The organism is Ureibacillus chungkukjangi (assembly GCF_044795995.1).
Taxonomy (GTDB): Bacteria; Bacillota; Bacilli; order Bacillales_A; family Planococcaceae; genus Ureibacillus; species Ureibacillus chungkukjangi.
Map to the genome: position 1 here is coordinate 3,721,289 of NZ_CP085009.1, position 25,355 is coordinate 3,746,643.

At 39.7% G+C, this 25,355-nt stretch carries 16 protein-coding genes, 5 tRNA genes and 3 rRNA genes; 3 read left to right on the forward strand and 21 right to left on the reverse strand.

Annotated features, from left to right (window positions below):
- Positions 1-24 precede the first annotated feature (24 nt).
- Positions 25-2,595: an AAA family ATPase gene (locus LG296_RS18355; protein ID WP_181418109.1), complete on the forward strand. Its 2,571-nt coding sequence runs from the start codon at positions 25-27 to the stop codon at positions 2,593-2,595.
- Positions 2,596-2,764: 169 nt separating this feature from the next.
- Here LG296_RS18355 and glmS read toward each other — a convergent pair whose 3' ends face one another.
- From glmS to LG296_RS18435, 16 genes are all read right to left on the reverse strand, one after another.
- The gene (glmS, locus tag LG296_RS18360) at positions 2,765-4,570 is read right to left on the reverse strand and encodes a glutamine--fructose-6-phosphate transaminase (isomerizing) (RefSeq protein WP_107937218.1); all 1,806 of its coding nucleotides are present in this window, start codon (positions 4,568-4,570) and stop codon (positions 2,765-2,767) included.
- A 608-nt stretch (positions 4,571-5,178) separates the two neighbouring features.
- Entirely contained in the window at positions 5,179-5,703 is a 525-nt protein-coding gene (locus tag LG296_RS18365; protein ID WP_107937216.1) for a type 1 glutamine amidotransferase domain-containing protein, read from the reverse strand.
- Positions 5,704-5,834: 131 nt separating this feature from the next.
- Positions 5,835-7,187 carry a phosphoglucosamine mutase gene (glmM, locus tag LG296_RS18370; RefSeq protein ID WP_107937214.1) on the reverse strand — a complete coding sequence of 451 codons (1,353 nt, stop codon included), beginning with the start codon at positions 7,185-7,187 and terminating at the stop codon, positions 5,835-5,837.
- An 82-nt stretch (positions 7,188-7,269) separates the two neighbouring features.
- Positions 7,270-8,367 carry a YbbR-like domain-containing protein gene (locus tag LG296_RS18375; RefSeq protein WP_107937212.1) on the reverse strand — a complete coding sequence of 366 codons (1,098 nt, stop codon included), beginning with the start codon at positions 8,365-8,367 and terminating at the stop codon, positions 7,270-7,272.
- Positions 8,360-9,196 carry a diadenylate cyclase CdaA gene (cdaA, locus tag LG296_RS18380; RefSeq protein ID WP_107937211.1) on the reverse strand — a complete coding sequence of 279 codons (837 nt, stop codon included), beginning with the start codon at positions 9,194-9,196 and terminating at the stop codon, positions 8,360-8,362. Before cdaA ends, LG296_RS18375 begins: the two co-directional genes overlap by 8 nt.
- Positions 9,197-9,532: 336 nt before the next feature.
- On the reverse strand, positions 9,533-10,144 hold the full coding sequence (locus LG296_RS18385) for an anti-sigma factor (RefSeq protein WP_107937208.1): 612 nt from the start codon (positions 10,142-10,144) through the stop codon (positions 9,533-9,535).
- Positions 10,145-10,156: 12 nt separating this feature from the next.
- Positions 10,157-10,720: an RNA polymerase sigma factor SigW gene (gene sigW, locus LG296_RS18390; protein WP_107937206.1), complete on the reverse strand. Its 564-nt coding sequence runs from the start codon at positions 10,718-10,720 to the stop codon at positions 10,157-10,159.
- A 153-nt stretch (positions 10,721-10,873) separates the two neighbouring features.
- Positions 10,874-11,779: an arginase gene (gene rocF, locus LG296_RS18395; RefSeq protein WP_107937204.1), complete on the reverse strand. Its 906-nt coding sequence runs from the start codon at positions 11,777-11,779 to the stop codon at positions 10,874-10,876.
- Positions 11,780-12,023: 244 nt separating this feature from the next.
- Positions 12,024-12,098: transfer RNA gene (locus LG296_RS18400), tRNA-Gln, on the reverse strand.
- 4 nt (positions 12,099-12,102) lie between these two features.
- Positions 12,103-12,186, reverse strand: a tRNA-Tyr gene (locus tag LG296_RS18405).
- Positions 12,187-12,199: 13 nt separating this feature from the next.
- Positions 12,200-12,275: transfer RNA gene (locus tag LG296_RS18410), tRNA-Val, on the reverse strand.
- 35 nt (positions 12,276-12,310) lie between these two features.
- Positions 12,311-12,385, reverse strand: a tRNA-Glu gene (locus LG296_RS18415).
- A gap of 140 nt (positions 12,386-12,525) precedes the next feature.
- Positions 12,526-12,600, reverse strand: a tRNA-Asn gene (locus LG296_RS18420).
- Positions 12,601-13,182: 582 nt separating this feature from the next.
- Positions 13,183-13,298: ribosomal RNA gene (rrf, locus tag LG296_RS18425) — 5S ribosomal RNA — on the reverse strand.
- Positions 13,299-13,427: 129 nt separating this feature from the next.
- Positions 13,428-16,350: ribosomal RNA gene (locus tag LG296_RS18430) — 23S ribosomal RNA — on the reverse strand.
- Between the two features lie 317 nt (positions 16,351-16,667).
- A 16S ribosomal RNA gene (locus LG296_RS18435) occupies positions 16,668-18,221 on the reverse strand.
- The 16S, 23S and 5S rRNA genes sit together here, the layout of an rRNA operon.
- 295 nt (positions 18,222-18,516) lie before the next feature.
- Here LG296_RS18435 and LG296_RS18440 point away from each other — a divergent pair.
- Positions 18,517-19,170 (forward strand): hypothetical protein, encoded by a 654-nt coding sequence (locus LG296_RS18440; RefSeq protein ID WP_107932386.1) that lies wholly within the window; start codon positions 18,517-18,519, stop codon positions 19,168-19,170.
- A 54-nt stretch (positions 19,171-19,224) separates the two neighbouring features.
- On the opposite strand, the gene LG296_RS18445 is transcribed toward LG296_RS18440, so the two are convergent.
- Positions 19,225-19,917, reverse strand: coding sequence for a KinB-signaling pathway activation protein (locus tag LG296_RS18445; RefSeq protein WP_107932384.1), 693 nt, complete (start codon positions 19,915-19,917; stop codon positions 19,225-19,227).
- 340 nt (positions 19,918-20,257) lie between these two features.
- Here LG296_RS18445 and gerD point away from each other — a divergent pair, with 340 nt between their 5' ends.
- Positions 20,258-20,866, forward strand: a complete 609-nt coding sequence (gene gerD, locus LG296_RS18450; protein ID WP_251398865.1) for a spore germination lipoprotein GerD — start codon at positions 20,258-20,260, stop codon at positions 20,864-20,866.
- Between the two features lie 47 nt (positions 20,867-20,913).
- Here the strand turns inward: gerD and LG296_RS18455 are convergent, their stop codons facing one another.
- The 4 genes from LG296_RS18455 to LG296_RS18470 form a co-directional block, all read right to left on the reverse strand.
- Entirely contained in the window at positions 20,914-21,969 is a 1,056-nt protein-coding gene (locus tag LG296_RS18455) for an Mrp/NBP35 family ATP-binding protein (protein ID WP_107932382.1), read from the reverse strand.
- An 84-nt stretch (positions 21,970-22,053) separates the two neighbouring features.
- On the reverse strand, positions 22,054-22,905 hold the full coding sequence (locus LG296_RS18460) for a glycerophosphodiester phosphodiesterase family protein (RefSeq protein ID WP_107932380.1): 852 nt from the start codon (positions 22,903-22,905) through the stop codon (positions 22,054-22,056).
- Positions 22,906-23,041: 136 nt separating this feature from the next.
- Positions 23,042-24,430: an ABC transporter substrate-binding protein gene (locus LG296_RS18465; RefSeq protein WP_107932378.1), complete on the reverse strand. Its 1,389-nt coding sequence runs from the start codon at positions 24,428-24,430 to the stop codon at positions 23,042-23,044.
- Positions 24,431-24,543: 113 nt separating this feature from the next.
- Complete coding sequence (locus LG296_RS18470; RefSeq protein ID WP_107932419.1) at positions 24,544-25,353, reverse strand: carbohydrate ABC transporter permease; 810 nt, start codon at positions 25,351-25,353, stop codon at positions 24,544-24,546.
- Between the last annotated feature and the right edge of the window lie 2 nt (positions 25,354-25,355).

Consider the following 25,355-nt stretch of genomic DNA (forward strand, 5'->3'; position numbering starts at 1 on the left):
GTTAATGTCAAAGGGAGGTATTATATGGAACTAAATAATCATATCTGGGAATGGTCATTGCAACTTCCCAAATGGCAAAACGATTTAATTAGAAGACTATATCAAAAATCTGTACTTGATTCTGAGGAATTAAAAGAAGTGATAGATAATATCCTTTATGAAAACGGTTTTACTGATAAAAATTTCAATATTACTCCTTTAGAGGAAAGTCATATTCCTAATAAAAATCCTAAAGATGTAGTTAAGATCACATCTTTAAAAAATCTTCAACATATTGCAGCCATCGACTCAGAATATGGGATTCAATTCTCACCAGATGGATTAACTGTTATCTATGGTGAAAACTCGGCTGGTAAATCCAGTTATGCAAAGGTTTTAAAGCAGGCTTGTCGGGCGGTTGATGAAAAAACAAAAATCTATCCAAATATCTATAAATCAGGGACAGCAACCAGCACAGCGGATATTTATACGCAACAAAATGGTTCAGAAAACATAATTAAGAGAATTGTAAATACCGCGCCAGAATCACAGCTAACATCCATTAGTATTTTTGATACTGATTGTGCGAGGGTTTATGCACAATCTGAAAATGAAGTTGTATTTATTCCAACTGAATTTAAAATTTTCGATGTACTTGCTACGCTTCAAACAGAAATAAGACACAGACTATTACTGTCAAAAGAAGCTCTTTTAAAAACAATGCCGACTTTTAACGAATTAACTAGTTCTTCTAAGGTGGAAAATTTTATAAATTCCATTACATACCAGACTAAAGATAAAGATGTACGAGGTAATTGTATTTTTACCAAGGAAGATCAGACTAGGCTAGAACAAATTTCAAGCGATTTAAAAGTGCTAAGCCATTCAAATCCGCTTAAAGTAGCTCAGGAACTTCAAAGAAATATAAGCGATATTACAAATTTGAAAAATACCCTACAAAATATAAATCAAGAATTATCTAATGGGAAAGTTAAAGATTTCATCTTTTTAAATCAGCGATATCTTGATTCAAAAGCAACCTTAGAAGCGTTAACTCATGAAGCTTTCGAAGAACAACCGTTAAATGAAGTTGGTAGCAATCCATGGAAAAAACTTTGGCAAACGGCAAAACAGTATCATGAAATTGCATATCCTCAACATGCATTTCCTAACGTAGAAAATGATGCAAAATGTTTATTATGCCAACAAGACTTAAAAGAAGATGCTCGAATACGCTTAACGCGTTTTGAAGAATTTATGAATGACAGCATTAGCCAAGAAACACGTCAACTGCATGAGGAAAGGCGACAATTACTTTCTAAATTCAAACTCCTTCCTTTTACTAAAGTAACCGACTCCTCTGTTCGTACTTATCTATATATTGATTCACCTGAATTAGATATGAAAATTGAATTGTTTATACAATCTGCTGTGAAAATCGTTGCTCAATTGCAAAGCGTGGAGAATGATATTCGAATTGAATTGGAAGATGTTCCATTATTAGAATCATTCCCAATAAAAGAACTTGATGATTGGTTGCAAGTAAAATGTATTGAATTGGAACACTTAAAATCACTAGTTCAACAGGACAATTCTGCTGAATTAAAAGCAGAACAGTACGAGTTAATTTCAAAGGAACAAGTCTTCAAAAGGATTGAAGATGTTTATAATTTAATAAAAACTCTTCAGCAAGTTGACAAGTTTGATAAAGCTATAAAATCATTGGATACAACAAAGCTAACAAGAAAATATAATGAATTATCTAACTCATTGTTGACCGATAAATTTAAGGAGGAAATTGAAAATGAATTAAAGCAACTTAGAAGAGAGCACATTCTATTTAAGCTTAATAGTAGGGGAGTTAAAGGGAAAACCACATTAAAACTTTCATTGGAATCTAGTACAAAAATAAATATAAATGAAATACTTAGTGAAGGAGAACAAAAAGTTTTATCATTAGCATTTTTCCTTGCTGAAATTTCATCTATGCATTCAAATGGAGGAATTATTCTCGATGATCCCGTTTCATCTTTAGATCACAGTAGGAGAGATTATGTAGCTAAGCGGCTAATTGTAGAAGCAAAAAGACGTCAAGTAATCATTTTTACGCATGATATTGTATTTCTTCATACACTTCAAAAATATGCTAAGTTATATGAAGTAAATGCATCCTATTGTTCAATCAGAAGACATGGACAAAGAGCAGGTATTGCAAAACCAGAAATGCCTTGGATAACCCTATCAACAAGTAAAAGAATAGGGTACTTAAAAAATGAATTGCCAAAATTAAAGAAGCAAGAAAGTCAATTAGATCCTGATATCTACTATCGGAATGCTAAAACATGGTACATGCTATTAAGAGAATCATGGGAAAGAGCAGTAGAGGAATTACTATTAAATGGCGTTGTTGAACGTTTTGATTCAGCCGTACAAACGCAAAGACTTAATAAAATTAAATTCACGGATGAAATAGTTCAACTCGTTAATGAAGGAATGACAAAATCATCTACTTATGTACATGATGAATCGCACGCAATCGGTCGAATAATTCCGAGTAATGATGAAATGATTGAAGATCTGAACAATCTGGAGTATTTCAGCAAACTGTTCAAATAATAATTTAGAAAACAATTTTAAAAAAGCATGGCAAATGCCATGCTTTTTTGTTTTAGTGGTTCCCAACTTTTTTGTTCGGTACCCGACTTTTTTGTCCAGTTCCCAACTTTTTTGTCCAGTTCCCGACTTTTTTGTCATTCAACATCACACTATAGCTCTCAAGACACCCTTATTCCACAGTAACAGATTTGGCCAAATTCCTTGGCTTATCAACGTCACAGCGACGGTGTAATGCTGCGTAGTAGCTGATTAGTTGTAGTGGTACTACAGAAACTAGTGGTGTTAGTAATTGGTGAACCTTCGGAATGACGAAGCGGTCGCCTTCTTCCTCGATGCCCTCCATTGAGATAATGCATGCGTTTGCTCCGCGTGCTACTACTTCTTTTACGTTCCCACGGATATTCAATGATACTTGCTCTTGTGTTGCTAAAGCGAATACTGGTGTTCCCTCTTCGATTAGAGCGATTGTACCGTGCTTTAACTCCCCACCAGCAAATCCTTCTGCTTGGATGTAGGAAATTTCTTTTAGTTTTAATGCACCCTCTGAACTTACATAGAAGTCTAGGTTACGTCCGATGAAGAACGCATTGCGTGCGATTTTTAAATAGTCTTCAGCAATTTGCTCTAGCTCTTCCTTCGAGTCAACCATTGTCTGAATACCGTTAGCAGCGATTGCTAATTCTTGTTTTAAGTCAAAGTCTAGATCTTTCCCTTTCGCTTTACCTGCAACATAAGCAGCAATCGACAGTACAGCAACTTGTGCCACATACGCTTTAGTAGAGGCTACAGCAATTTCAGGACCTGCGTGTAGTAACAATGTATAGTCTGATTCACGAGAAAGTGTAGAACCAGGAACATTAGTTACTGTTAATGCTGGGTAGCCCATCTCTTCCTTTACCTTCACAAGTACTTGACGACTATCTGCTGTCTCACCTGATTGTGAAATAAAGATGAATAAAGGCTTTTCAGATAGAAGTGGCATATTATAGCCAAATTCACTTGAAATGTGAACTTCTACAGGGATACCTGCAATTTTTTCGAAATATTGTTTTCCGATCAAGCCTGCATGGTAACTAGTTCCAGCAGCAATAATATATAAACGATCCGCTTGGTTAATCGCCTCTAAAATATTGTCATCGATTGTTAAATCTTCATCATTATTGCTATATGCTTGAATAATTTTACGAACAACAGCTGGCTGCTCATCCATTTCCTTCAACATATAGTGAGGGTAAGTTCCCTTTTCGATGTCGCTAGCATCTAGCTCTGCTTTATATGGCTTGCGCTCAACAGGTGTTCCATCTAAAGTTGAAATTTCAACTTTGTCACGGTGCACTAATACAACCTCTTTGTCGCGTAGCTCTACGAATTGGTCTGTTACCTGTAGCATTGCCATTGCATCAGAAGCAACAACATTAAAGCCATCTCCTACACCTACTAGTAATGGAGATTTATTTTTTGCTACGTAAATTGTCTCTTCATCTTCTTGGTCTAGTAACGCAAGAGCATATGAACCGTGTAATAAAGATAATGTTTTACGGAATGCTTCAACTGTTGATAATCCTTCTTTTGCAAATAAATCAACTAGCTGCACAATTACTTCTGTATCAGTATCTGATTGCATCTGAATACCTTTTAGGTAGGCTTTTTGCAATAGGTGATAGTTTTCGATTACCCCGTTATGCACTAAAGTATAACGACCTGTAGTACTTTGATGAGGGTGAGCGTTTAGTTGGTTTGGTACACCGTGAGTTGCCCAACGTGTATGACCAATTCCGATTGTTGCAGCTACATCATCGTTTACCGCTGTACGTAAATCTGCAATACGACCTTTTTCCTTGAACACTGTTACCCCTTCGTCATTACGAACAGCAATACCAGCTGAGTCATATCCGCGGTATTCTAATTTCTCTAATCCTTTTAGTAAAATTTCCTTTGCATCAAGTTCACCATTATATCCTACGATTCCACACATAATCTAAAATCCTCCGTTAAAAGCAATACCAAAAAGTCAATGTTAAAGAAATGAGCTTCAAATACAGTGCAAGAATTCTGTCTAATTCAACAACACCTGTTTAGCTCTAAATTTTGATATTGTTTCTTTGTTTTATTTGCCTTTTCGTTTTTCTGTCCATAGAATCACTTCTACGTTTTAAAACGAAACTATCGACCGGGCATTCGATCGGGAGGTATCCGCCGAAAATTCGATAATCCTCCACCTCGTCAACTAAGGATTAAAATTCCGTCCGATTTCCTTAGCTCAGGCGCTATAATTGTTTTCCGTTTTACTTGTATCGCGCTTATTCTTCCCTCCTAGTGATGCGCTAGCTTGAAAATTTGAAGGAAATTGGAATATTCTTCAAAATATTTTTTTCAAGCACCTTCATCATACAGAATATGCTTCTAATCGTCAATCATCCACGCATATTTCCTAATTTCAGATATTTTATTCGTTTTTATTGTTTGCCTAAAGCTCCTCATTCCAACGATAAACTAGGCTTACAGATAGTCCGAAAAAAATTCCACTAGAGGTTCGAGCGGGCCTCTAGTGGATAGTTAAAAAAGAAAATTGATTTATTTTAACTATAGCTCTTTTTCTTTTAGTAAATTTACGATTTCACGATTGAATGCTGGTAAGTCCTTAGGTGTACGGCTTGAAACTAGTTGTTTTTGACATACAAAAACTTCTTCATCATGGAACTTTGCCCCAGCATTTTCTAGGTCTACTTGAATTGATTTATATCCAGTAATATCGCGGCCTTCTAATGATCTAGCCGTAATTAATAGCTGAGGTCCATGACAAATTGCAAATACTGGCTTCATATCACTCATAAATTTCTTCGCAAATGCTACCACACGATCATCGTCTCTTAGTAGGTCTGGTGAGAAACCTCCTGGAATGAATAACGCATCAAAATCATCAGGATTTACATCATCAATCCCATAATCGATTTCAACTCGAACCTCACCTTGTTTACCGCGAACCGCTTTATTTCCCTCTTTATCAATCGTTACTATGGTATGACCAGCCTCTTGTAATGCTTCCTTTGGACTTGTAAATTCAATATCCTCAAATAGATCTGTAATTAATGTGGCTACTTTTGCCATTGATATCACTCCTTTCAGACTTACTATTTCCCTTTTATTCGACAAATAAACAAAGAATGAAGGAAGTAAAAACTAAAAAACCAGTAAACAAACTCCTTTTGAAGAGTTCGTTTACCGGCATTGTTTTTCGGTTAATCAGCTAGTCCTAATTCTTGACGTACAACGTCTGAAATTCTGTTTACATAGCTTTCACATTCTTCTTCAGTAGAAGCTTCCACCATTACACGAACAAGTGGTTCTGTACCAGATGGTCGTACTAATACTCGACCATTTCCAGCCATCGCTGCTTCAACTTCCGCAATTGTCTTTGCTACTTTTTCATTTTGTGTAACAGCATGCTTGTCTACCACACGTACGTTAACTAGTTTTTGTGGGAATACTGTCATTTCAGCTGCAAGCTCTGATAAGCGCTTATCTGTTGCTTTCATGATATTCACAAGCTGAATAGCAGTTAGTAAGCCGTCACCAGTTGTATTGAAATCTAAGAATACGATATGCCCTGATTGCTCTCCACCAAGGTTATACTCATTAGCACGCATTTCTTCTACAACATACCGATCTCCAACGGCAGTTTTCACACTCGTCATCCCGTTTTCCTCAATTGCCTTATAAAAGCCTAAGTTACTCATAACAGTTGATACAACTGTATTTTTCTTTAAGCGACCTTTACTGTTTAAGTATTTTCCGATAATGAACATGATTTGGTCACCATCGACAATTTGTCCTTTTTCGTCAACTGCAATCAGTCTATCACCATCTCCGTCAAACGCTAAACCGACATCTGCTCCACGCTCTAAAACGAGGGCCGCAAGTTTTTCCGGATGAGTTGACCCTACGCCATCATTAATATTTAAACCATTAGGCGATGAGCCCATTGATGAAATATCAGCTTCTAAATCTGCAAATAGATGTGTAGCTAGCTGAGATGTTGCACCATGAGCACAGTCTAAAGCCACATGTATTCCTAAGAAGTCTTCTTCTACTGTTTGTTTTAAGTATGAAAGATATTTTTGTCCGCCTTCGAAGTAGTCACTTACTGCTCCTAATTCGCCTCCGACTGGGCGTGGTAATGTATCGTTATCTTGCTCGATCAAATTTTCTATCTCTGCTTCTTGTGCATCAGTTAATTTAAACCCATCTGGACCAAAAAATTTGATACCATTATCTGCTACTGGGTTATGAGAAGCGGAAATCATAACGCCTGCATCTGCATTCATTACACGTGTAAGATACGCTACACCTGGAGTACTGATTACACCTAATCGCATCACTTCTACTCCGATTGAAAGTAGGCCTGCAACTAATGCTCCCTCTAGCATATGTCCAGAAACCCTTGTATCTCGTCCAATAATAACCTTTGGGCGTTCTGTTGCATGCTTAGTAAGTACGTATCCACCAACACGACCTAGTTTAAACGCTAGTTCAGGTGTTAACTCTGAATTGGCTACACCACGTACGCCATCAGTTCCGAAATATTTTCCCATTACTTATTCTCTCCTTCAATGCTAGACATTCCATGTTTCACATACAAAATCTTATGCTTTTATAAATAATCTTAAGAATTTGCTATTCTGTATTGTTGTCTTCGTCAGCAGGTGTTTCATCTTCTGGAGTTGTTTCTCCAGCATTTGTTTCTTCTTCTACTTCTACTTCCTCTGGTTCTGTTCGTCCAGGTTCAGGGTCTTGTCCCTGAGCTGTCTCATCTTCCGTTTCAGTTTCAGTTTCTGCCTTTGTAACGTTAGCTTGTACCTCAATTGAATTTTTTGAGAGCTTTGCTACTCCGTTAGGTAACGGCACTTTCACTTCATAAACACCAGATTCTTGAATTTCTGATATGTCAAATTCTACTTCTAATCTTGTGATAGGGTCAATAATTGATTTTGGACCAAACAATTCAATGACTTTAGTCTGAGAGCTAGCACTATTGATTGTAACTCCATCCATCGGAGTGCCCGTTTGCTTTATAGTTAGAGGTACTTTTCGACTATACTGTTTTACCTCAACATTTACTTTAACAACCTCAGGGTCAATAGTAACATCGAGTTTATTCAAGTTACTATCAAGCACCCTCACATTTGCTTCTTGATCAAAGGACTCTGTAATTCCTTCATCACTATTGACCGTTGCTTTTACATAGCTAATGCTTTCAACTACACTTTTAGCACCTGTTACAAAAACGGTACTTGGATCAGCTGACATGCCAATTAACTCATAACCATCAGCTATTAAACGATTATTCATTTCTGGCTCTATTTTTACTTCTTCTGTAACTTTTTCTTCAATTACAATATCAATCACCTTTGGGTCAATGGTCACTTCCAGCTTAGGTGAAAAGTTTTCATGTTGAATTGTAACTCGGTGTTCACCAATTACCAATGAATTTAGGTCAACGAACACTTTAAAGTCTTTTGACAACTTTGTTTGTAGTACTATTGGCATTGGACCTTCGATGGTCACGTCAACGGTTTCTGGCAACCCGGAAACTATTAAATTTTCGGTGTCATAGTATACCTCTAGAGGTACATCTGTAATAATATCTAGCTGTGCATTTGACGGGGAGGTTTGCCCATCATCTAATTGCGCCTTCGCATAAAAGAAGAGTAGTAGGGCTAAGATGAGGGCAGTTACACGTAAAGCCCAATAACTATCAAATAGTTTATCCATTTCTTTTCCCCCTCCAAGTCCACTTAGAGGCAAAATCTGAATCTTGTTCAGGTCCAAACCACAATTTTCTTAAATGTGTTTCGAATTCCTCTATTGAAAGATTTCGATATAAATTACCATTTCGAGTTAAGCTAATAGCACCAGTTTCTTCAGACACTACAATTGTAATGGCATCGGTTACCTCACTTAGCCCCACTGCAGCTCTGTGACGTGTTCCTAGTTCTTTTGAAATAAAGGTACTTTCCGATAATGGTAAATAACAAGCAGCCGAAATGACCTTATCCTTTTGTACGATCACTGCACCATCATGGAGTGGCGTATTGGGGATAAAAATATTAATAAGTAGCTCTGATGTTATTTCAGCATTTAACTTGATACCGGTTTCAATATATTCTGTTAAGCCTGTTTCATTTTCAATTGAAATTAGGGCACCAATACGACGTTTCGCCATATAACTTACGGCCTTTTTCATGGCTTCTATTAACCGAGTTTGCTCATCCTCTAATTGACCAGTTGAACGTTGGAATATTTTACCTCTGCCTAATTGTTCCAGCGCTCTTCGGATTTCAGGGGTAAAGATAATAATGATGGCTAAAAAACCGTAGTCAATTATTTCTTGTAGGAACCAACCGAGGGTATCTAAACCGAAAACGACTGTTGCAAACCTAGCGAAGATAATGACGAATATCCCTTTTAATAACTGAACAGCTTTCGTTCCTTTAATGAGGGTTAATAATTTATAAATCACGTACCAAACTAATAGTACGTCTAATATGCTAAACACAATATTTACAGGCGTGAAGTCTGTAAACTGCTCGATAATCTGCACGTGGCATCCCCCACTTTTTCCTTGCTATTTCATTTATATCAATTACATCATGGCGTTATTACGGAAAACTAGAAAAATGTTAAACAAATTCAAATATGACTCGAGCAATAATTGCTAGTCTCTTTATTATTGCCTAAAAAAAGCAATAAATGTAGGAAACTTTCGCCGCAATTTGTCTTCTTTATTCCTTTTAAATGAACCTGTTTCAGCAACAAAGATTTAGTCTTTTTACTAAAAATAGTATACCATAGTTCCAACTTATAAAGCTTTTCTAAAAGTAAAAAAGCCCACCCTTCACGAGCAGACTTTTCTTTTTCATATTAAATATGCTTTCCATCAATCTTTAAAAAAGTTCACAAAGTCATTTGCCATTGCTTTCGTCTCATACCATAACCATTCAAATACCTGATTAATTTCCTCTATTTGCCCTGTTACAACAGAAGTAGAGGCCATGTATTGACCGTTAATAACAACCACATCACCATCAACTTCACCCTCAATGATTAGGTCACCATTTTTCACAACGATGTCGCCTTTAACGACTTCTCCTTCAGGCACAATAACAGTTTGCCCTTCTACTATTAAATTCGGTTGTTTTGTAACCGAAAATTCATCATTTGAATAACTGCTTAACATCGTGGCACTCATAAACAAGAAGAACACAGCAGCTGCGACCACAATCGGATGTCGTCTCAACCATCTTTGTATGCCTACGCGATTTTTCCCTTTAGGTAGACGCTTCATTACTTCTTCCTCAAAATGTGGAGGTGCTGTAATATGTGCTGCACTCTTAACAAAAGCAATCGTGTCACTTAACTCGTGCATATGTTGTCTACAATCAGAGCACATTTGTAAATGTTTCTTCAGCTGTTGTTCATGTTCACGACTAATCTCGCCATCTAAATATTCGTGCATATAGTCAACAATGTATTGTGGACACGTACTCATGCGGTTACCCTCCTACAGATTGTTTAATTGCTTTCTTAGTGCTTCACGCCCTCTATGAATTCGTGTTTTAACTGTTCCCAAAGGCATATCTAAGATTTCGCTAATTTCTTGTAATGATAATTCTTCTATATATTTTAAGACGATGACTGAACGATATTTATCAGACAACCTGCTGATTTCATACTGTATTCGATCCTGCAGCTCCATTTGTTGAACTGTTTCCTCTGGTAGCTGTTCACTTGATGCAATTTGCGAGTACATATTCAATCCATCCGTCCCTGCAACTTCTGCATCTAGATAATAATCTGGTTTTTTCTTTCTAATTCGATCAATACAGAGATTCGTGGCAATTCGATAAAGCCATGTTGAGAATTTTCTTTTTTGATCGAAAGTATGAAGGTTTATGTATGCACGTACAAATGCTTCCTGTGAGATATCCTCCGCTTCTTGCTTGTTGCCGAGCATACGATAGCATATTTGGTATAACTTGTGCTGGTAGAGGCTCACAATATCTGAAAATGCGTTTTGATCACCTTTTAGCACTTGCTTTATTCTTTTGTTCACTAACGCATCCATTTATGTTTTCCTCTCCACCTTTACGGCTTATTATTATTTACGCGAAACTTTAAAAAAAGTTTCGCGTATATTGAGAGATTATATAAAATTTTTATCCCTAAGATTATAAATTAGTATATTTTCCCAAAAAATTCAAGAGCCGAAAACACTAAATTACACAAGCTTTTCTCCAAATAGTGATCCCATTAAAGCAACAGCAACGTCAGCCGTCTTATTTCGTTCATCGAGAATTGGATTTACCTCAACAAATTCTGCAGAAGTAATAATTCCTTCCTCCTCCAACATTTCCATCGCTAAATGGCTTTCTCGGTATGTGATTCCCCCTGGTACCGGTGTTCCAACTCCAGGAGTATATAAAGGATCAATTCCATCTAAATCTAAAGATAAATGAACGCCATCTACATCTCTTTCTTTTAGATAAGCAATTGACTCTTCAATAATTCTCGTCATACCCATTCGGTCAATTTCATGCATTGTATATACTTTAATGCCTTTTTCACTAATTAACTCTCTTTCCCCTGGATCCACTGAACGAGCTCCGATAATAATAATATTTTCTGGTTTAATTTTCGGCATAGCTCCACCAATATGAACTAATCGCTCATCACCTAGACCAATACTAACAGCAAGCGGCATACCATGGATATTCCCTGAAGGAGAGGTTGCTGGCGTATTTAGATCAGCATGTGCATCATACCAAATAACACCTAGGTTCTTATAATGTGCAGCTAACCCAGCAAGTGTCCCTATCGCGATACTATGATCGCCACCTAATACTAATGGGAATCTATTTTGGTCAATAACCTCCGAAACTTTATCTGAAAGCTGTGTACATACTTCCACAACTTCTTTTAAATTTTTTAAATTAGTATCCAGCTGTGTATTACTCACTGCTCTTTTAACAATGATGTCACCTTCGTCTTTAACCTCATAACCTAAAGCTTCTAATCGTTCAGATACATCTGCATAACGGATTGCACTCGGTCCCATGTCCACCCCACGTCGTTGTTGTCCGTAGTCAGATGGTGCTCCAATAATTGATATTTGTTTGTTTTTCATATAATGACCCCCTTGTTGATATTCTCTATTTTATATGGAAAAGCCTAGATGGCTCAACTCAACAAAATTTTGAATATTTATTCACTTATTATTAGTTACTTGATTCGAAAAATTCACCAATATAGAGGAGAAATAGAAAATTTACATTTTGACATTGCATATACTTTTAATGATTTTTAATGAAATAAAAAAATCCCCTACTCATTTGAGTAAAGGATTGGACTATGTATTGTTATTAAGAAAATGGCTGGGGTACCAGGATTCGAACCTGGGCATGACGGAATCAAAATCCGTTGCCTTACCGCTTGGCTATACCCCAAAAATGGTGGAGGGGGACGGATTCGAACCGCCGAACCCTAAGGAGCGGATTTACAGTCCGCCGCGTTTAGCCACTTCGCTACCCCTCCGGATAAACACTTATGGTGGAGGATGACGGGCTCGAACCGCCGACCCCCTGCTTGTAAGGCAGGTGCTCTCCCAGCTGAGCTAATCCTCCAGGATATAGGTAAGTGTTATCTTTTAAATTAAAATTGGTGACCCGTACGAGATTCGAACTCGTGTTACCGCCGTGAAAGGGCGGTGTCTTAACCACTTGACCAACGGGCCATCCTATGTATAGTGTACTTGTCCATATCGAACAAGACAAGATTTATAATAACATCATTTTTATGTTGGTGCAACTATTTTTATAAAGTTTTTTTCTAAAATTTTTCTAACTGTAATAATATAGTTTTTAGGCAAAAAAATGGCTCCGAAGGTAGGACTCGAACCTACGACCAACCGGTTAACAGCCGGTTGCTCTACCACTGAGCTACTTCGGAACAATAATATTTTTATTTTTTATTTACTGCACATTTATTATTATAAGTATTCAGAAAAAATATGCAAGTATTTTAATTGAAAAAATTTAAAATTAAGAAAACTTTTTTGTTTTTGGAATTTTACAGATTTCTGAAGATGCTTTTTGAGTATGAGAATTGTTATTTAGGTGAACAGACTTCTTATGATGATTTATGAAGGTGTGATTCTCAAGCTTGTTATATACAGCTGCTTGATTTTATATATGTAATATTTCCGGATAAGATCGAGTGTTTTGGAAGGCTTGCTAATTAGATTGATATAGCACTTATTTAATGCTTGTAGAGGTTATAGTTTTGTTCGAGTTCCTTTTACATTTTTCATATGAAGTTCCGGGCTTCGTAGCCATAAAAGTGCTTCTAATCGGGCTACCTTCATCTATTTAAGCTTTCTTATTCAATGGATAGTTAGAAGCTTTTTCTGGATCTAATGCAGCTCAAATAGGCGCAGGAGTTTTAGTTTTATAGCATTATGTAAGTATATTCAATTTATATTTAATAAAAATAAAAAAGCCACTACTGACTAAATCAGTAACGACTTCTTGAGCCTAGCGACGTCCTACTCTCACAGGGGGAAGCCCCCAACTACCATCGGCGCTAAAGAGCTTAACTTCCGTGTTCGGTATGGGAACGGGTGTGACCTCTTTGCCATCATCACTAGACTTGCACATGGATGTGCTGGCTTCGCCGTTGCAACATGGACGTTGCGCTCTTAGGCGAAGTTCCTATTTGTTTCTAAAAGAAGTTTGTTCTCTCAAAACTGGATAAAGACATTGATTGCATTCAAGATTTTGGTTAAGTCCTCGATCGATTAGTATTCGTCAGCTCCATGTGTCACCACACTTCCACCTCGAACCTATCTACCTCATCGTCTTTGAGGGATCTTACTTACTTGCGTAATGGGAAATCTCATCTTGAGGGGGGCTTCATGCTTAGATGCTTTCAGCACTTATCCCGTCCACACATAGCTACCCAGCGATGCCTTTGGCAAGACAACTGGTACACCAGCGGTGTGTCCATCCCGGTCCTCTCGTACTAAGGACAGCTCCTCTCAAATTTCCTACGCCCACGACGGATAGGGACCGAACTGTCTCACGACGTTCTGAACCCAGCTCGCGTACCGCTTTAATGGGCGAACAGCCCAACCCTTGGGACCGACTACAGCCCCAGGATGCGATGAGCCGACATCGAGGTGCCAAACCTCCCCGTCGATGTGGACTCTTGGGGGAGATAAGCCTGTTATCCCCGGGGTAGCTTTTATCCGTTGAGCGATGGCCCTTCCATGCGGAACCACCGGATCACTAAGCCCGTCTTTCGACCCTGCTCGACTTGTAGGTCTCGCAGTCAAGCTCCCTTGTGCCTTTACACTCTACGAATGATTTCCAACCATTCTGAGGGAACCTTTGGGCGCCTCCGTTACCTTTTAGGAGGCGACCGCCCCAGTCAAACTGTCCACCTGACACTGTCTCCTGCCCCGCTAAGGGGCATGGGTTAGAATTTCAATACAACCAGGGTAGTATCCCACCGACGCCTCCCTCGAAGCTGGCGCTCCGAGTTCTCTGGCTCCTACCTATCCTGTACAAGTTGTACCAAAATTCAATATCAGGCTACAGTAAAGCTCCACGGGGTCTTTCCGTCCTGTCGCGGGTAACCTGCATCTTCACAGGTACTATAATTTCACCGAGTCTCTCGTTGAGACAGTGCCCAGATCGTTACGCCTTTCGTGCGGGTCGGAACTTACCCGACAAGGAATTTCGCTACCTTAGGACCGTTATAGTTACGGCCGCCGTTTACTGGGGCTTCAATTCAGAGCTTCGCTTGCGCTAACCCCTCCTCTTAACCTTCCAGCACCGGGCAGGCGTCAGCCCCTATACGTCACCTTACGGTTTTGCAGAGACCTGTGTTTTTGCTAAACAGTCGCCTGGGCCTATTCACTGCGGCTCTCATTGCTGAGAGCACCCCTTCTCCCGAAGTTACGGGGTCATTTTGCCGAGTTCCTTAACGAGAGTTCTCTCGCACACCTTAGGATTCTCTCCTCGACTACCTGTGTCGGTTTGCGGTACGGGCACCTCCCGCCTCGCTAGAGGCTTTTCTTGGCAGCGTGAAATCAGATACTTCGCTCATAAGAGCTCCCCATCACAGCTCAACGTTACAGGAAGCGGATTTGCCTACTTCCACGCCTTACTGCTTGGGCGTACTCAACCAACGGTACGCTTATCTTATCCTACTGCGTCCCCCCATTACTCAAACGGCGGGGAGGTGGTACAGGAATATCAACCTGTTGTCCATCGTCTACGCCTATCGGCCTCGACTTAGGTCCCGACTAACCCTGAGCGGACGAGCCTTCCTCAGGAAACCTTAGTCATACGGTGGATGGGATTCTCACCCATCTTTCGCTACTCATACCGGCATTCTCACTTCTAAGCGCTCCACCAGTCCTTCCGGTCTGACTTCAACGCACTTAGAACGCTCTCCTACCACGGAACATCTAAGATGTTCCATCCACAGCTTCGGTGAATCGTTTAGCCCCGATACATTTTCGGCGCAGCGTCACTCGACCAGTGAGCTATTACGCACTCTTTAAATGATGGCTGCTTCTAAGCCAACATCCTGGTTGTCTAAGCAACGCCACATCCTTTTCCACTTAACGATTACTTTGGGACCTTAGCTGGTGGTCTGGGCTGTTTCCCTTTTGACTACGGATCTTATCACTCGCAGTCTGACTCCCGTGTATAAATATCTGGCATTCGGAGTTTGTCTGAATTCGGTAAAGCGAGATGCCCCCCTAGTCCAAACAGTGCTCTACCTCCAGTATTCTCAATCACGAGGCTAGCCCTAAAGCTATTTCGGAGAGAACCAGCTATCTCCAGGTTCGATTGGAATTTCTCCGCTACCCACACCTCATCCCCGCACTTTTCAACGTGCGTGGGTTCGGGCCTCCAGTGAGTGTTACCTCACCTTCACCCTGGACATGGGTAGATCACCTGGTTTCGGGTCTACGACCACGTACTCATTCGCCCTATTCAGACTCGCTTTCGCTACGGCTCCGCCTTCTCAGCTTAACCTTGCACGTAATCGTAACTCGCCGGTTCATTCTACAAAAGGCACGCTATCACCCATTAACGGGCTCTAACTACTTGTAGGCACACGGTTTCAGGATCTATTTCACTCCCCTTCCGGGGTGCTTTTCACCTTTCCCTCACGGTACTGGTTCACTATCGGTCACTAGGTAGTATTTAGCCTTGGGAGATGGTCCTCCCGGATTCCGACGGAATTTCACGTGTTCCGCCGTACTCAGGATACACTCAAGAGAGAATGAACTTTCGACTACGGGGCTTTTACCCGCTACGGCGGACCTTTCCAGGTCGCTTCGTCTAACTCATTCCTTTGTAACTCTTATGTTGAGTGTCCTACAACCCCAAGAGGCAAGCCTCTTGGTTTGGGCTCTTCCCGTTTCGCTCGCCGCTACTCAGGGAATCGAATAATTTCTTTCTCTTCCTCCAGGTACTTAGATGTTTCAGTTCCCTGGGTCTGCCTTCAAGACGCTATGTATTCACGTCAAGATACTGTTCCATTACGAACAGTGGGTTCCCCCATTCGGAAATCTCCGGATCAAAGCTCACTTACAGCTCCCCGAAGCATATCGGTGTTAGTGCCGTCCTTCTTCGGCTCCTAGTGCCAAGGCATCCACCGTGCGCCCTTAATAACTTAACCTATAAAGATTAGTTACTGCTTTTCTTAAAAAGAAAAGACTTAAGAACTACACAATCAATTACTTGAATTTTGTTGCTTTCAATGTCGTTTTATCCAGTTTTCAAAGAACAAATCAGCTGACTTCAATCACATCGTGATTAAACATCAGTGATATTACTCCGTGCAGATTTGCGACGATAGCTTTGAGTTACCTCTTTGCTTATTCTTCGCGGCAGGAGCACATTTTGAAGTTTCATTACTGAACCTTCAAAACTGAACACAAAACGTTAATGTTGGTTTGACCTCAGAAGGTCAACCATTCCGTTAATAATCCTTAGAAAGGAGGTGATCCAGCCGCACCTTCCGATACGGCTACCTTGTTACGACTTCACCCCAATCATCTGTCCCACCTTCGACGGCTGGCTCCCAAAAGGGTTACCCCACCGGCTTCGGGTGTTACAAACTCTCGTGGTGTGACGGGCGGTGTGTACAAGGCCCGGGAACGTATTCACCGCGGCATGCTGATCCGCGATTACTAGCGATTCCGGCTTCATGTAGGCGAGTTGCAGCCTACAATCCGAACTGAGAACGGTTTTATCGGATTAGCTCCCCCTCGCGGGTTGGCAACCGTTTGTACCGTCCATTGTAGCACGTGTGTAGCCCAGGTCATAAGGGGCATGATGATTTGACGTCATCCCCACCTTCCTCCGGTTTGTCACCGGCAGTCTCCTTAGAGTGCCCAACTAAATGATGGCAACTAAGAACAAGGGTTGCGCTCGTTGCGGGACTTAACCCAACATCTCACGACACGAGCTGACGACAACCATGCACCACCTGTCACCACTGTCCCCGAAGGGAAAGCTATGTCTCCATAGCGGTCAATGGGATGTCAAGACCTGGTAAGGTTCTTCGCGTTGCTTCGAATTAAACCACATGCTCCACCGCTTGTGCGGGCCCCCGTCAATTCCTTTGAGTTTCAGTCTTGCGACCGTACTCCCCAGGCGGAGTGCTTAATGCGTTAGCTGCAGCACTAAGGGGCGGAAACCCCCTAACACTTAGCACTCATCGTTTACGGCGTGGACTACCAGGGTATCTAATCCTGTTTGCTCCCCACGCTTTCGCGCCTCAGTGTCAGTTACAGACCAGAAAGTCGCCTTCGCCACTGGTGTTCCTCCAAATCTCTACGCATTTCACCGCTACACTTGGAATTCCACTTTCCTCTTCTGCACTCAAGTCCCCCAGTTTCCAATGACCCTCCACGGTTGAGCCGTGGGCTTTCACATCAGACTTAAAGGACCACCTGCGCGCGCTTTACGCCCAATAATTCCGGACAACGCTTGCCACCTACGTATTACCGCGGCTGCTGGCACGTAGTTAGCCGTGGCTTTCTAATAAGGTACCGTCAAGGTACAGCCAGTTACTACTGTACTTGTTCTTCCCTTACAACAGAGTTTTACGATCCGAAAACCTTCTTCACTCACGCGGCGTTGCTCCATCAGGCTTTCGCCCATTGTGGAAGATTCCCTACTGCTGCCTCCCGTAGGAGTCTGGGCCGTGTCTCAGTCCCAGTGTGGCCGATCACCCTCTCAGGTCGGCTACGCATCGTCGCCTTGGTGAGCCGTTACCTCACCAACTAGCTAATGCGCCGCGGGCCCATCCTATAGCGATAGCGTAAACCATCTTTCAACATTCCAACAGGAGAAGGAATGTATTATTCGGTATTAGCCCCGGTTTCCCGGAGTTATCCCCAACTATAGGGCAGGTTGCCCACGTGTTACTCACCCGTCCGCCGCTAACTTTAGAAAAGCAAGCTTTTCTAAAGTCCGCTCGACTTGCATGTATTAGGCACGCCGCCAGCGTTCGTCCTGAGCCAGGATCAAACTCTCCATAAAAGAGAAAATTTGATTAGCTCAAATTTTGTACCGGACATTATAAATGTCCGACAAACATCTGCTGGCATCAATTTTGATGTCCAAAATTTTGTTTCTCTAAATTAATAGAAGAAACTATGTTCATTAACGTTTTGTTGTTCAGTTTTCAAGGTTCATTTCGTTACATTGTCGTGTCATCTTGTGACGACTTTTCTATAATACACCGTTTTATTCATTAAAGTCAACACTATTTCATAAGTTTTTTATGAGACTCTATTTTTCATTTTTAAAATTAGCTAATAAAAGGGGTAGATTCATGGTTCGCAAACTTTTGGTAACAGTAGTATTAGTGGTGATTGTAACATTATTCGTATACCCACAGCGCGATTCAATTATATCTGTGTTTCGCATTACTGATGAACCACTAATAATTTCAAAAGGAAATTATGGACAATCTTTAATTGTAGAAATTTCTTTTTCTCACGATGGTCTAGAGGAATGGCTACAAACATTAAAACAGCCTTATCCATTATTAATGCTTGATGCAGATTGGATTGCCCGTTCACCTAAAATAGTGGCGCAAATAAAAAAACAGAACATCCCAACTGGACTTCTAGGTGGTAAGGGGGCGAAAAATAACTATAGCCTCGATGATTTTAACAAAGACTTACAGATTTATGAAAAACATTTCAATAACAAACCTCTTTGGTTTATGACTTCAGATTATGAATTTGAAACAAACCTACAACAAACTGTATTTAATCAAGAAATTAATTTACTGTCTCCATCCATGATTTACTCTAAAGAAACATATAAAAAATCTGACGGTGGTATTTACTCACTTAAGCTACACGAAAACAGTAAACCTAATTTTGAAGAGTATTCAAAGTTAATCGAAAGCGAAAAATTCGTTTCAATAGAAGAAAATGTTTTTGGATATACTATTAAGACGAAAAAAATTCCAAAATAAGGACAAAAAATAGAAAAGGCTAAAACCATTAAAATTATGGTTTTAGCCTCTTTCTTATGCCTTAGCATTCGTTGATTTTGCTTTCTTTTCAAGCTTACGTTCTTTTCTACGTTCTTCCAATTTTTTGCGATCTTCATCTGATTTTGAATTATATTTCGGCAATAACAATAATTGATATGCATTAACTGCAACCAACGGGAACAATAATAAAGCAACGTATGTATCGATATTACCTTGACGACCCATTAATGCAATTATCCACTCAAGAGAAGTTATTACAATCATGAAGAAGATTGCGGACACTAGTACATGTTTTTTTCCTGTTAGTTGTACTTTTTTAATTGCTGTAGCAATAGCTGCAAAAATCAAGAACATTAATAAGCCAATATAAAATAACCAATCCTTCGCACCGTCAGCACTTGGAGCAAAACGGAATACAACTAAATCCACAAGAAGAATGACAACTAGCAGCATTTGTACCCAGTTCCATAAAGTCAAGGTTTTAAAGATACCTACACCTACTTGATGCAGTGTTAAATAAGCAAAGAATCCCGCTTGAGCAATAACACTCATCGTACATCCTAATAATATCATCCATCCAAAGGCAGCAAAAAATTCACCAAAATGCCCAGCTGCTAGATATGGTTGAAAGAAGCTCCAACGCACAAAGATTCCAGCAATACCAGTAACAACACCGCCTATTAGCATACACATTAAGAAAAATTTGACCCAATTTCGTATTGTCACGACTAAACGTCCTCCATTTATAAATACTTTGATCCATATAAAGGATCTATTCCCACATAGTAAATAACTGGGAGCCAAACACATCCATGCAAGCCGAGGATATCCTAAAGCATTTGTACTTTATTTATCAGACAAGGAGAAACACCATTGATGTACTACCCAATCGATTTAAAACTGCAATATTTTTAAAGCTCCATTTTTCATTTTAACAATGCATTCTGAAAAAAGCTATCGAAGTCACAATCCGATACATATTATGCGAAGTGATTGTGAACAATAATTGAAAGAGAGAGCCTTTAAGAAAGGACTGAGAAAATTGATTAAACGTTTATTTCCCTTATTGTTCGTCGTTCTTTTGCTTGCCAGTTGTTCTGAACCAGCCAACCAGACGCTTTCCTACGAGGAAGTTAAAAAAATCATGATGGACTCAATTCAGACGGAAGATGGTAAAAAAGCAATTCGTCAATTACTGCAAGATCCAAGCTTCCGTGATCTAATTGTTCTGGAGCACGATGAAGTGCAATCAGCAATTAATACAACGTTACTTTCTGAGGATTCTAAAGAATTTTGGAATAAACAATTTGAAGATCCGTCATTCCAAGAGAATATAGCTAAAAGTATGAAGGAACAGCAAAAAGAAATCATGAAAGAATTAATAAAAGATGCAACGTACCAGGAAGATCTTATTTCTTTCTTCGGTCAGTCTGAAATGCAAAAAGAGCTCGAAACAGTCTTAAAAAGCACCCCTCTTCGTAAGCAAATGGAGGAGGTTGTTATGCAGACGATCGAAAACCCTCTTTTACAAACGAAATGGCAACAGCTTATTAAGGAAAGCGGCGAAGCTACTTCAGGCGGAAAATCTGAAGAAGGTGGCGGTGAATCTGGTGGTGGCGAAAGTGGAGGCAGCGGCGGCTCTGAAGAAGAAGAGTCGGGTGGCGGCGGTTCATAAAGGAAAACGGATTGTATCCTCTTAAGGTACAATCCGTTTTAATATGCTTATTTAGCTAATTTATCGATAATTTTTTGAGCTGCCTCTAAATAAATTTTACCAGCCGGATGATTTTCTTCATAAACAGACGGTGCAAAATCTTCATTTGTCCAATCAGGTTGTCCAAGTGGAATTTGACCTAATAATTCTGTACGTAACTCATCAGCAAGCTTCGGTCCGCCACCTTGGCCAAACACGTATTCACGCTCTCCGGATTTAGATTCATACCAAGCCATATTCTCCACAACCCCAAGAATATCATGGTTTGTTTGTAATGCCATAGCACCCGCACGAGCCGCAACGAAGGCAGCAGTTGGATGTGGTGTTGTGACAATGATTTCTTTAGAAGAAGGAAGCATTTGGTGGATATCTAATGCTACGTCCCCTGTTCCAGGCGGTAAGTCTAATAGTAGGTAATCAAGATCTCCCCATTCTACATCGCGGAAGAATTGATCCAATACTTTTCCAAGCATCGGTCCACGCCAAACGATCGGCGCATTATTTTCCACAAAGAAGCCCATTGAAATAACCTTTACGCCTTTACGTTCAACAGGGTAAATTCGGTCATCCTTCACAACAGGCATATCTTGGATTCCCATCATATCTGGAACACTGAATCCATAGATATCGGCATCAATTAGTCCAACTTTTTTACCTAGTCGGCTTAAAGCTACAGCTAAGTTTACTGAAACCGTTGACTTCCCTACGCCGCCTTTACCTGAAGCAATTGCTAAAAATTGAACTGAAGATAATGGAGATAGTAAATCATGTACCTCTGATTCAGTCGCTTTACCTCGGAATTGTTCTAGGTTTTCAGGAGATAGCTCCTCAAAACGAATCCCTACAGTGCTAGCACCAGCTTCTTTTAGGGTGTCAACAATTTTCATTTGCAGCTGCATTTGTTCTGGTGTATTTGTTTTTGCTATTGCTACTTTTACACTGACATGATTTTTTTCTTCTTTAATGGATACGTTTATGATGCCATTTGTTTCAGCAAACGTTCTATGTAAAAAAGGATCTTGTAATTGTCCTAAAACTTCACGGACCTGTTGTTCGTTTATCACTTGAAACACTCCCCTATTTTTGTTTCTAATGTTAGTATAACATAGTGTAATTCTACTACTTATTTAGCTTGTTCTCCACTATAACTACTTGCCCAACAAACGCTTTGTGTAGGAGATGTTATCAGTAAAGTATCCATCAATATTGAACTGTTTCATTTTTTCCTGCTGTTCTTCCAGTGTCTCTGGATTATTAAAAAATACATGCACCTCTTTTCCCTTTCGGTGCAATGCATTTACCGCATCAAGGGTAGCATCTGTTGATTCCATTCCGATTACTGGGAAATCGACATCTAACGCTTTTGTTAAATCAAATTCGCCCTCTCTAAATAATAATGTTAAGCGTAAATCTGGCGCAAGCTCTGCCATTTTTTCTAAGCTTTCCTCTGAGAAGGATTGGATAGCCACTTTTTCTTTATCCAATAATTGATGATTGGCTAGCATTTTAACGAGCACTTCTTCCATAACAGTTTCTCCATAGACAAGACGAGTTTCAATGTAATAATTTTGCGTACTACCAAAGGTTTGAAACACTTCCTCTAGTGTCGGGATTTCCTCCATTGTTATTTCTCCGTTATATAATCCTAAAGTGACGTAGGATTTTATGTCCCTAAGAGTTAGCTCACTTACCCTTCCCGTCCCATTTGTCGTACGATCAATAGTTTCGTCATGCATGGCAATTAACACATTATCCTTTGTCATACGCAGGTCGATTTCAAGTGCATCAACGTCTTCCATGCTCGCAATTTTATAGCTCTTAATCGTATTTTCATTAAACTGATTAGCCGCCCCGCGATGGGCAAATATTTTAGGAGAGGCTACAACTCCAGGTACTGGTGCTTCTTCGGCTTCTGGTTTCCCCTTACCAAGAAAGCCAAAGAGGCAAAGGAGTAACACGATTAATAGTGCATATAAAAATATTCTCATTGTCTTTCTCACTCGTGAATTACACTCCTTTTTTTCATTTGTTTATTCTATGTATGTATAGCTGTGATTTTACTTTGTTTGTACATTTTAATTTTACATATTGAAAAAGAATAAAACGAGAAAAACTCGCTTTATTCTTAAGGTTTAATTATTCACCGCGTGCAGCATTAGCTTTTTGGATTGCTGCATTAAATTGTTCAACCGCCGTATTATAGGCCTCATCGACATCTCCACCATTGTAGACTGTTTCAAGTGCAGTCTCCATGATTTTACGACCTTCTGGTAGCATGTCCATTAATGCACCCTGAGTAGCAAATGAAGATTTTGTATCCTGTAATTGATCCACCGTTACTTGTAATTGTGGTTTTTCTGCGTAAGCATCTACTACAACCTGTTCACCATAGGCTGATGGGTTGATAGCAAAATAACCAGTTCCAACATGCCACTGAGCTTGTACTTCTGGAGTTTGTAGGAACTTCATGAATTCCCATGCCGCCTTTTTCTCTTCTTCAGGTTTACTATCAATCATCCAAAGACTTGCACCACCGATAACAACACCTTGACGCTCTTTTTCTTCAGGATGTGGTAAATAAGCAATACCTACTTCAAATGGTGCATTATCAATAACATCTCTTGAACTAGCAGAAGATTGTAAGAACATCGCTACATCACCTGCTAAGAATCCTGCAACCATGTTATCTCCATTTGTACCATAGTTTGCAAAAGTTTCGTCATCGACCATTTGTTTCACCCAGTTGAAGATTGATTTTCCTTCTTCTTCTGACCAACCAATTTCAGTAGGTGTTTCTGAACGACCATTGTCATTGTTTAAAAGTAGTGCGCCTTGGTTCGCTAGTAATTGCTCCCATAACCAGCCATAAGCCTGTAATGCGAAGCCTTTCATTTTCGGGTTCGCCTTTGCAATTGCTTTATTAGCTTCGATAATTTCTTCAAATGTTTCTGGTGCAGCTTCCGGATCCAGTCCTGCTGCTTCAAAAGCATCTTTGTTGTAATACATTACAGGAGTTGAAGAGTTAAATGGCATTGAATAAAACGTACCATCCAACGAATAGTAATTCGTAATATTTTCTTCTAGTCCACTCATATCGTATCCATCTGCATCGATAAATTCTTGAATCGGTGCGATTTGTCCGCTATTGATCATTGCTTTTGTTCCAATTTCAAATGTTTGAATCATTGTTGGTGCACTATCACTACCAGCAACGGCATTAAATTTTGTTAAAGATTCGTCATAAGTACCTTGATACTCTGCATTTACTTGAATTTCATCTTGAGAGCTATTGTATGATTCAACAATCGCATTTAATGCTTCTTGACCTGCACCGCCCATTGAGTGCCAGAATGTTACGACTTGTTTTGCTTTTGACTCTGAGTTATCTGTTGTTTCTGATTCATTACCCGAACCTGTGCTTGCTTCTGCCTCTGCTTCTGTTTCTGAACTTTCGCTTGAACTACATGCTGCCAAAAATACAACAAGTAGCACCATTAAAGATGATAGTAAAAATTGTTTTTTCATTTTCCTACTCCTTTTTGGTTCATTTAATAATCTATCTATTTATCCTTTTGATTTTCAAAAGGGATAAACCAGTTTCTAGTGTTGCTTTGACTAAGACAATAGCTGATTGAGCTTTACTTAATTGCCCCTTCTGTTAAACCCTTTTGTAATTGTTTTTGACCAAGGAACAATAAGATTAGTGTCGGAATAATAACGATAATGGCACCTGACATAATGACACCCCAGTCATTTAACTGCTCCTGGGTTTGTAATTGCTTTAAGCCAATTTGTACTGTTCTCACAGTGTCATTTGTAGTTGAAAGTAATGGCCATAGATACATATTCCATGAGGTTAGGAACCCATATGCGCCAAGTGTTACTAAACTTGTTTTGGCAACGGGTAAAACAACCTTTAAATAGAATTTAAAGTCTCCCATCCCAACAATTTGACTCGCTTCCCTTAACTCTTTCGGTATTTGCTTAAAGTTCTGGCGAAGTAGGAATGTGCCAAATGCTGTAGCGAAAAACGGCACGGTTAACCCTGGATACTGATCAATCCAGTTCAAATCTCGAATGATATGGAAATTGGGAATAATCGATGCTTCAAAGGGAACCATCATTGTTGCTATAAATAGAAAGAACAGCATATCTCTCCCCTTGAATTCCAAGAACACAAAGGCATAAGCAGCCAAACTCGACAGAACCAATTGACCGATTGTTATGACAATCGAGACTACTAAACTATTAAATAAATATTTTAATAACGGAAATTGCTCAAATGCCTTTAAATAATTATCAAAGGATAGGGATTGGGGGATGGTCCCCGTCATAATATCCTTGTTCTCCATAAAGCTCATGACAAATGCCATTAATGCTGGTGCGAATACGACAAGTGCTGCGATGGAAAGTAGAAAATAAAATAGAATTTTTTTGCTGATTGGCATGG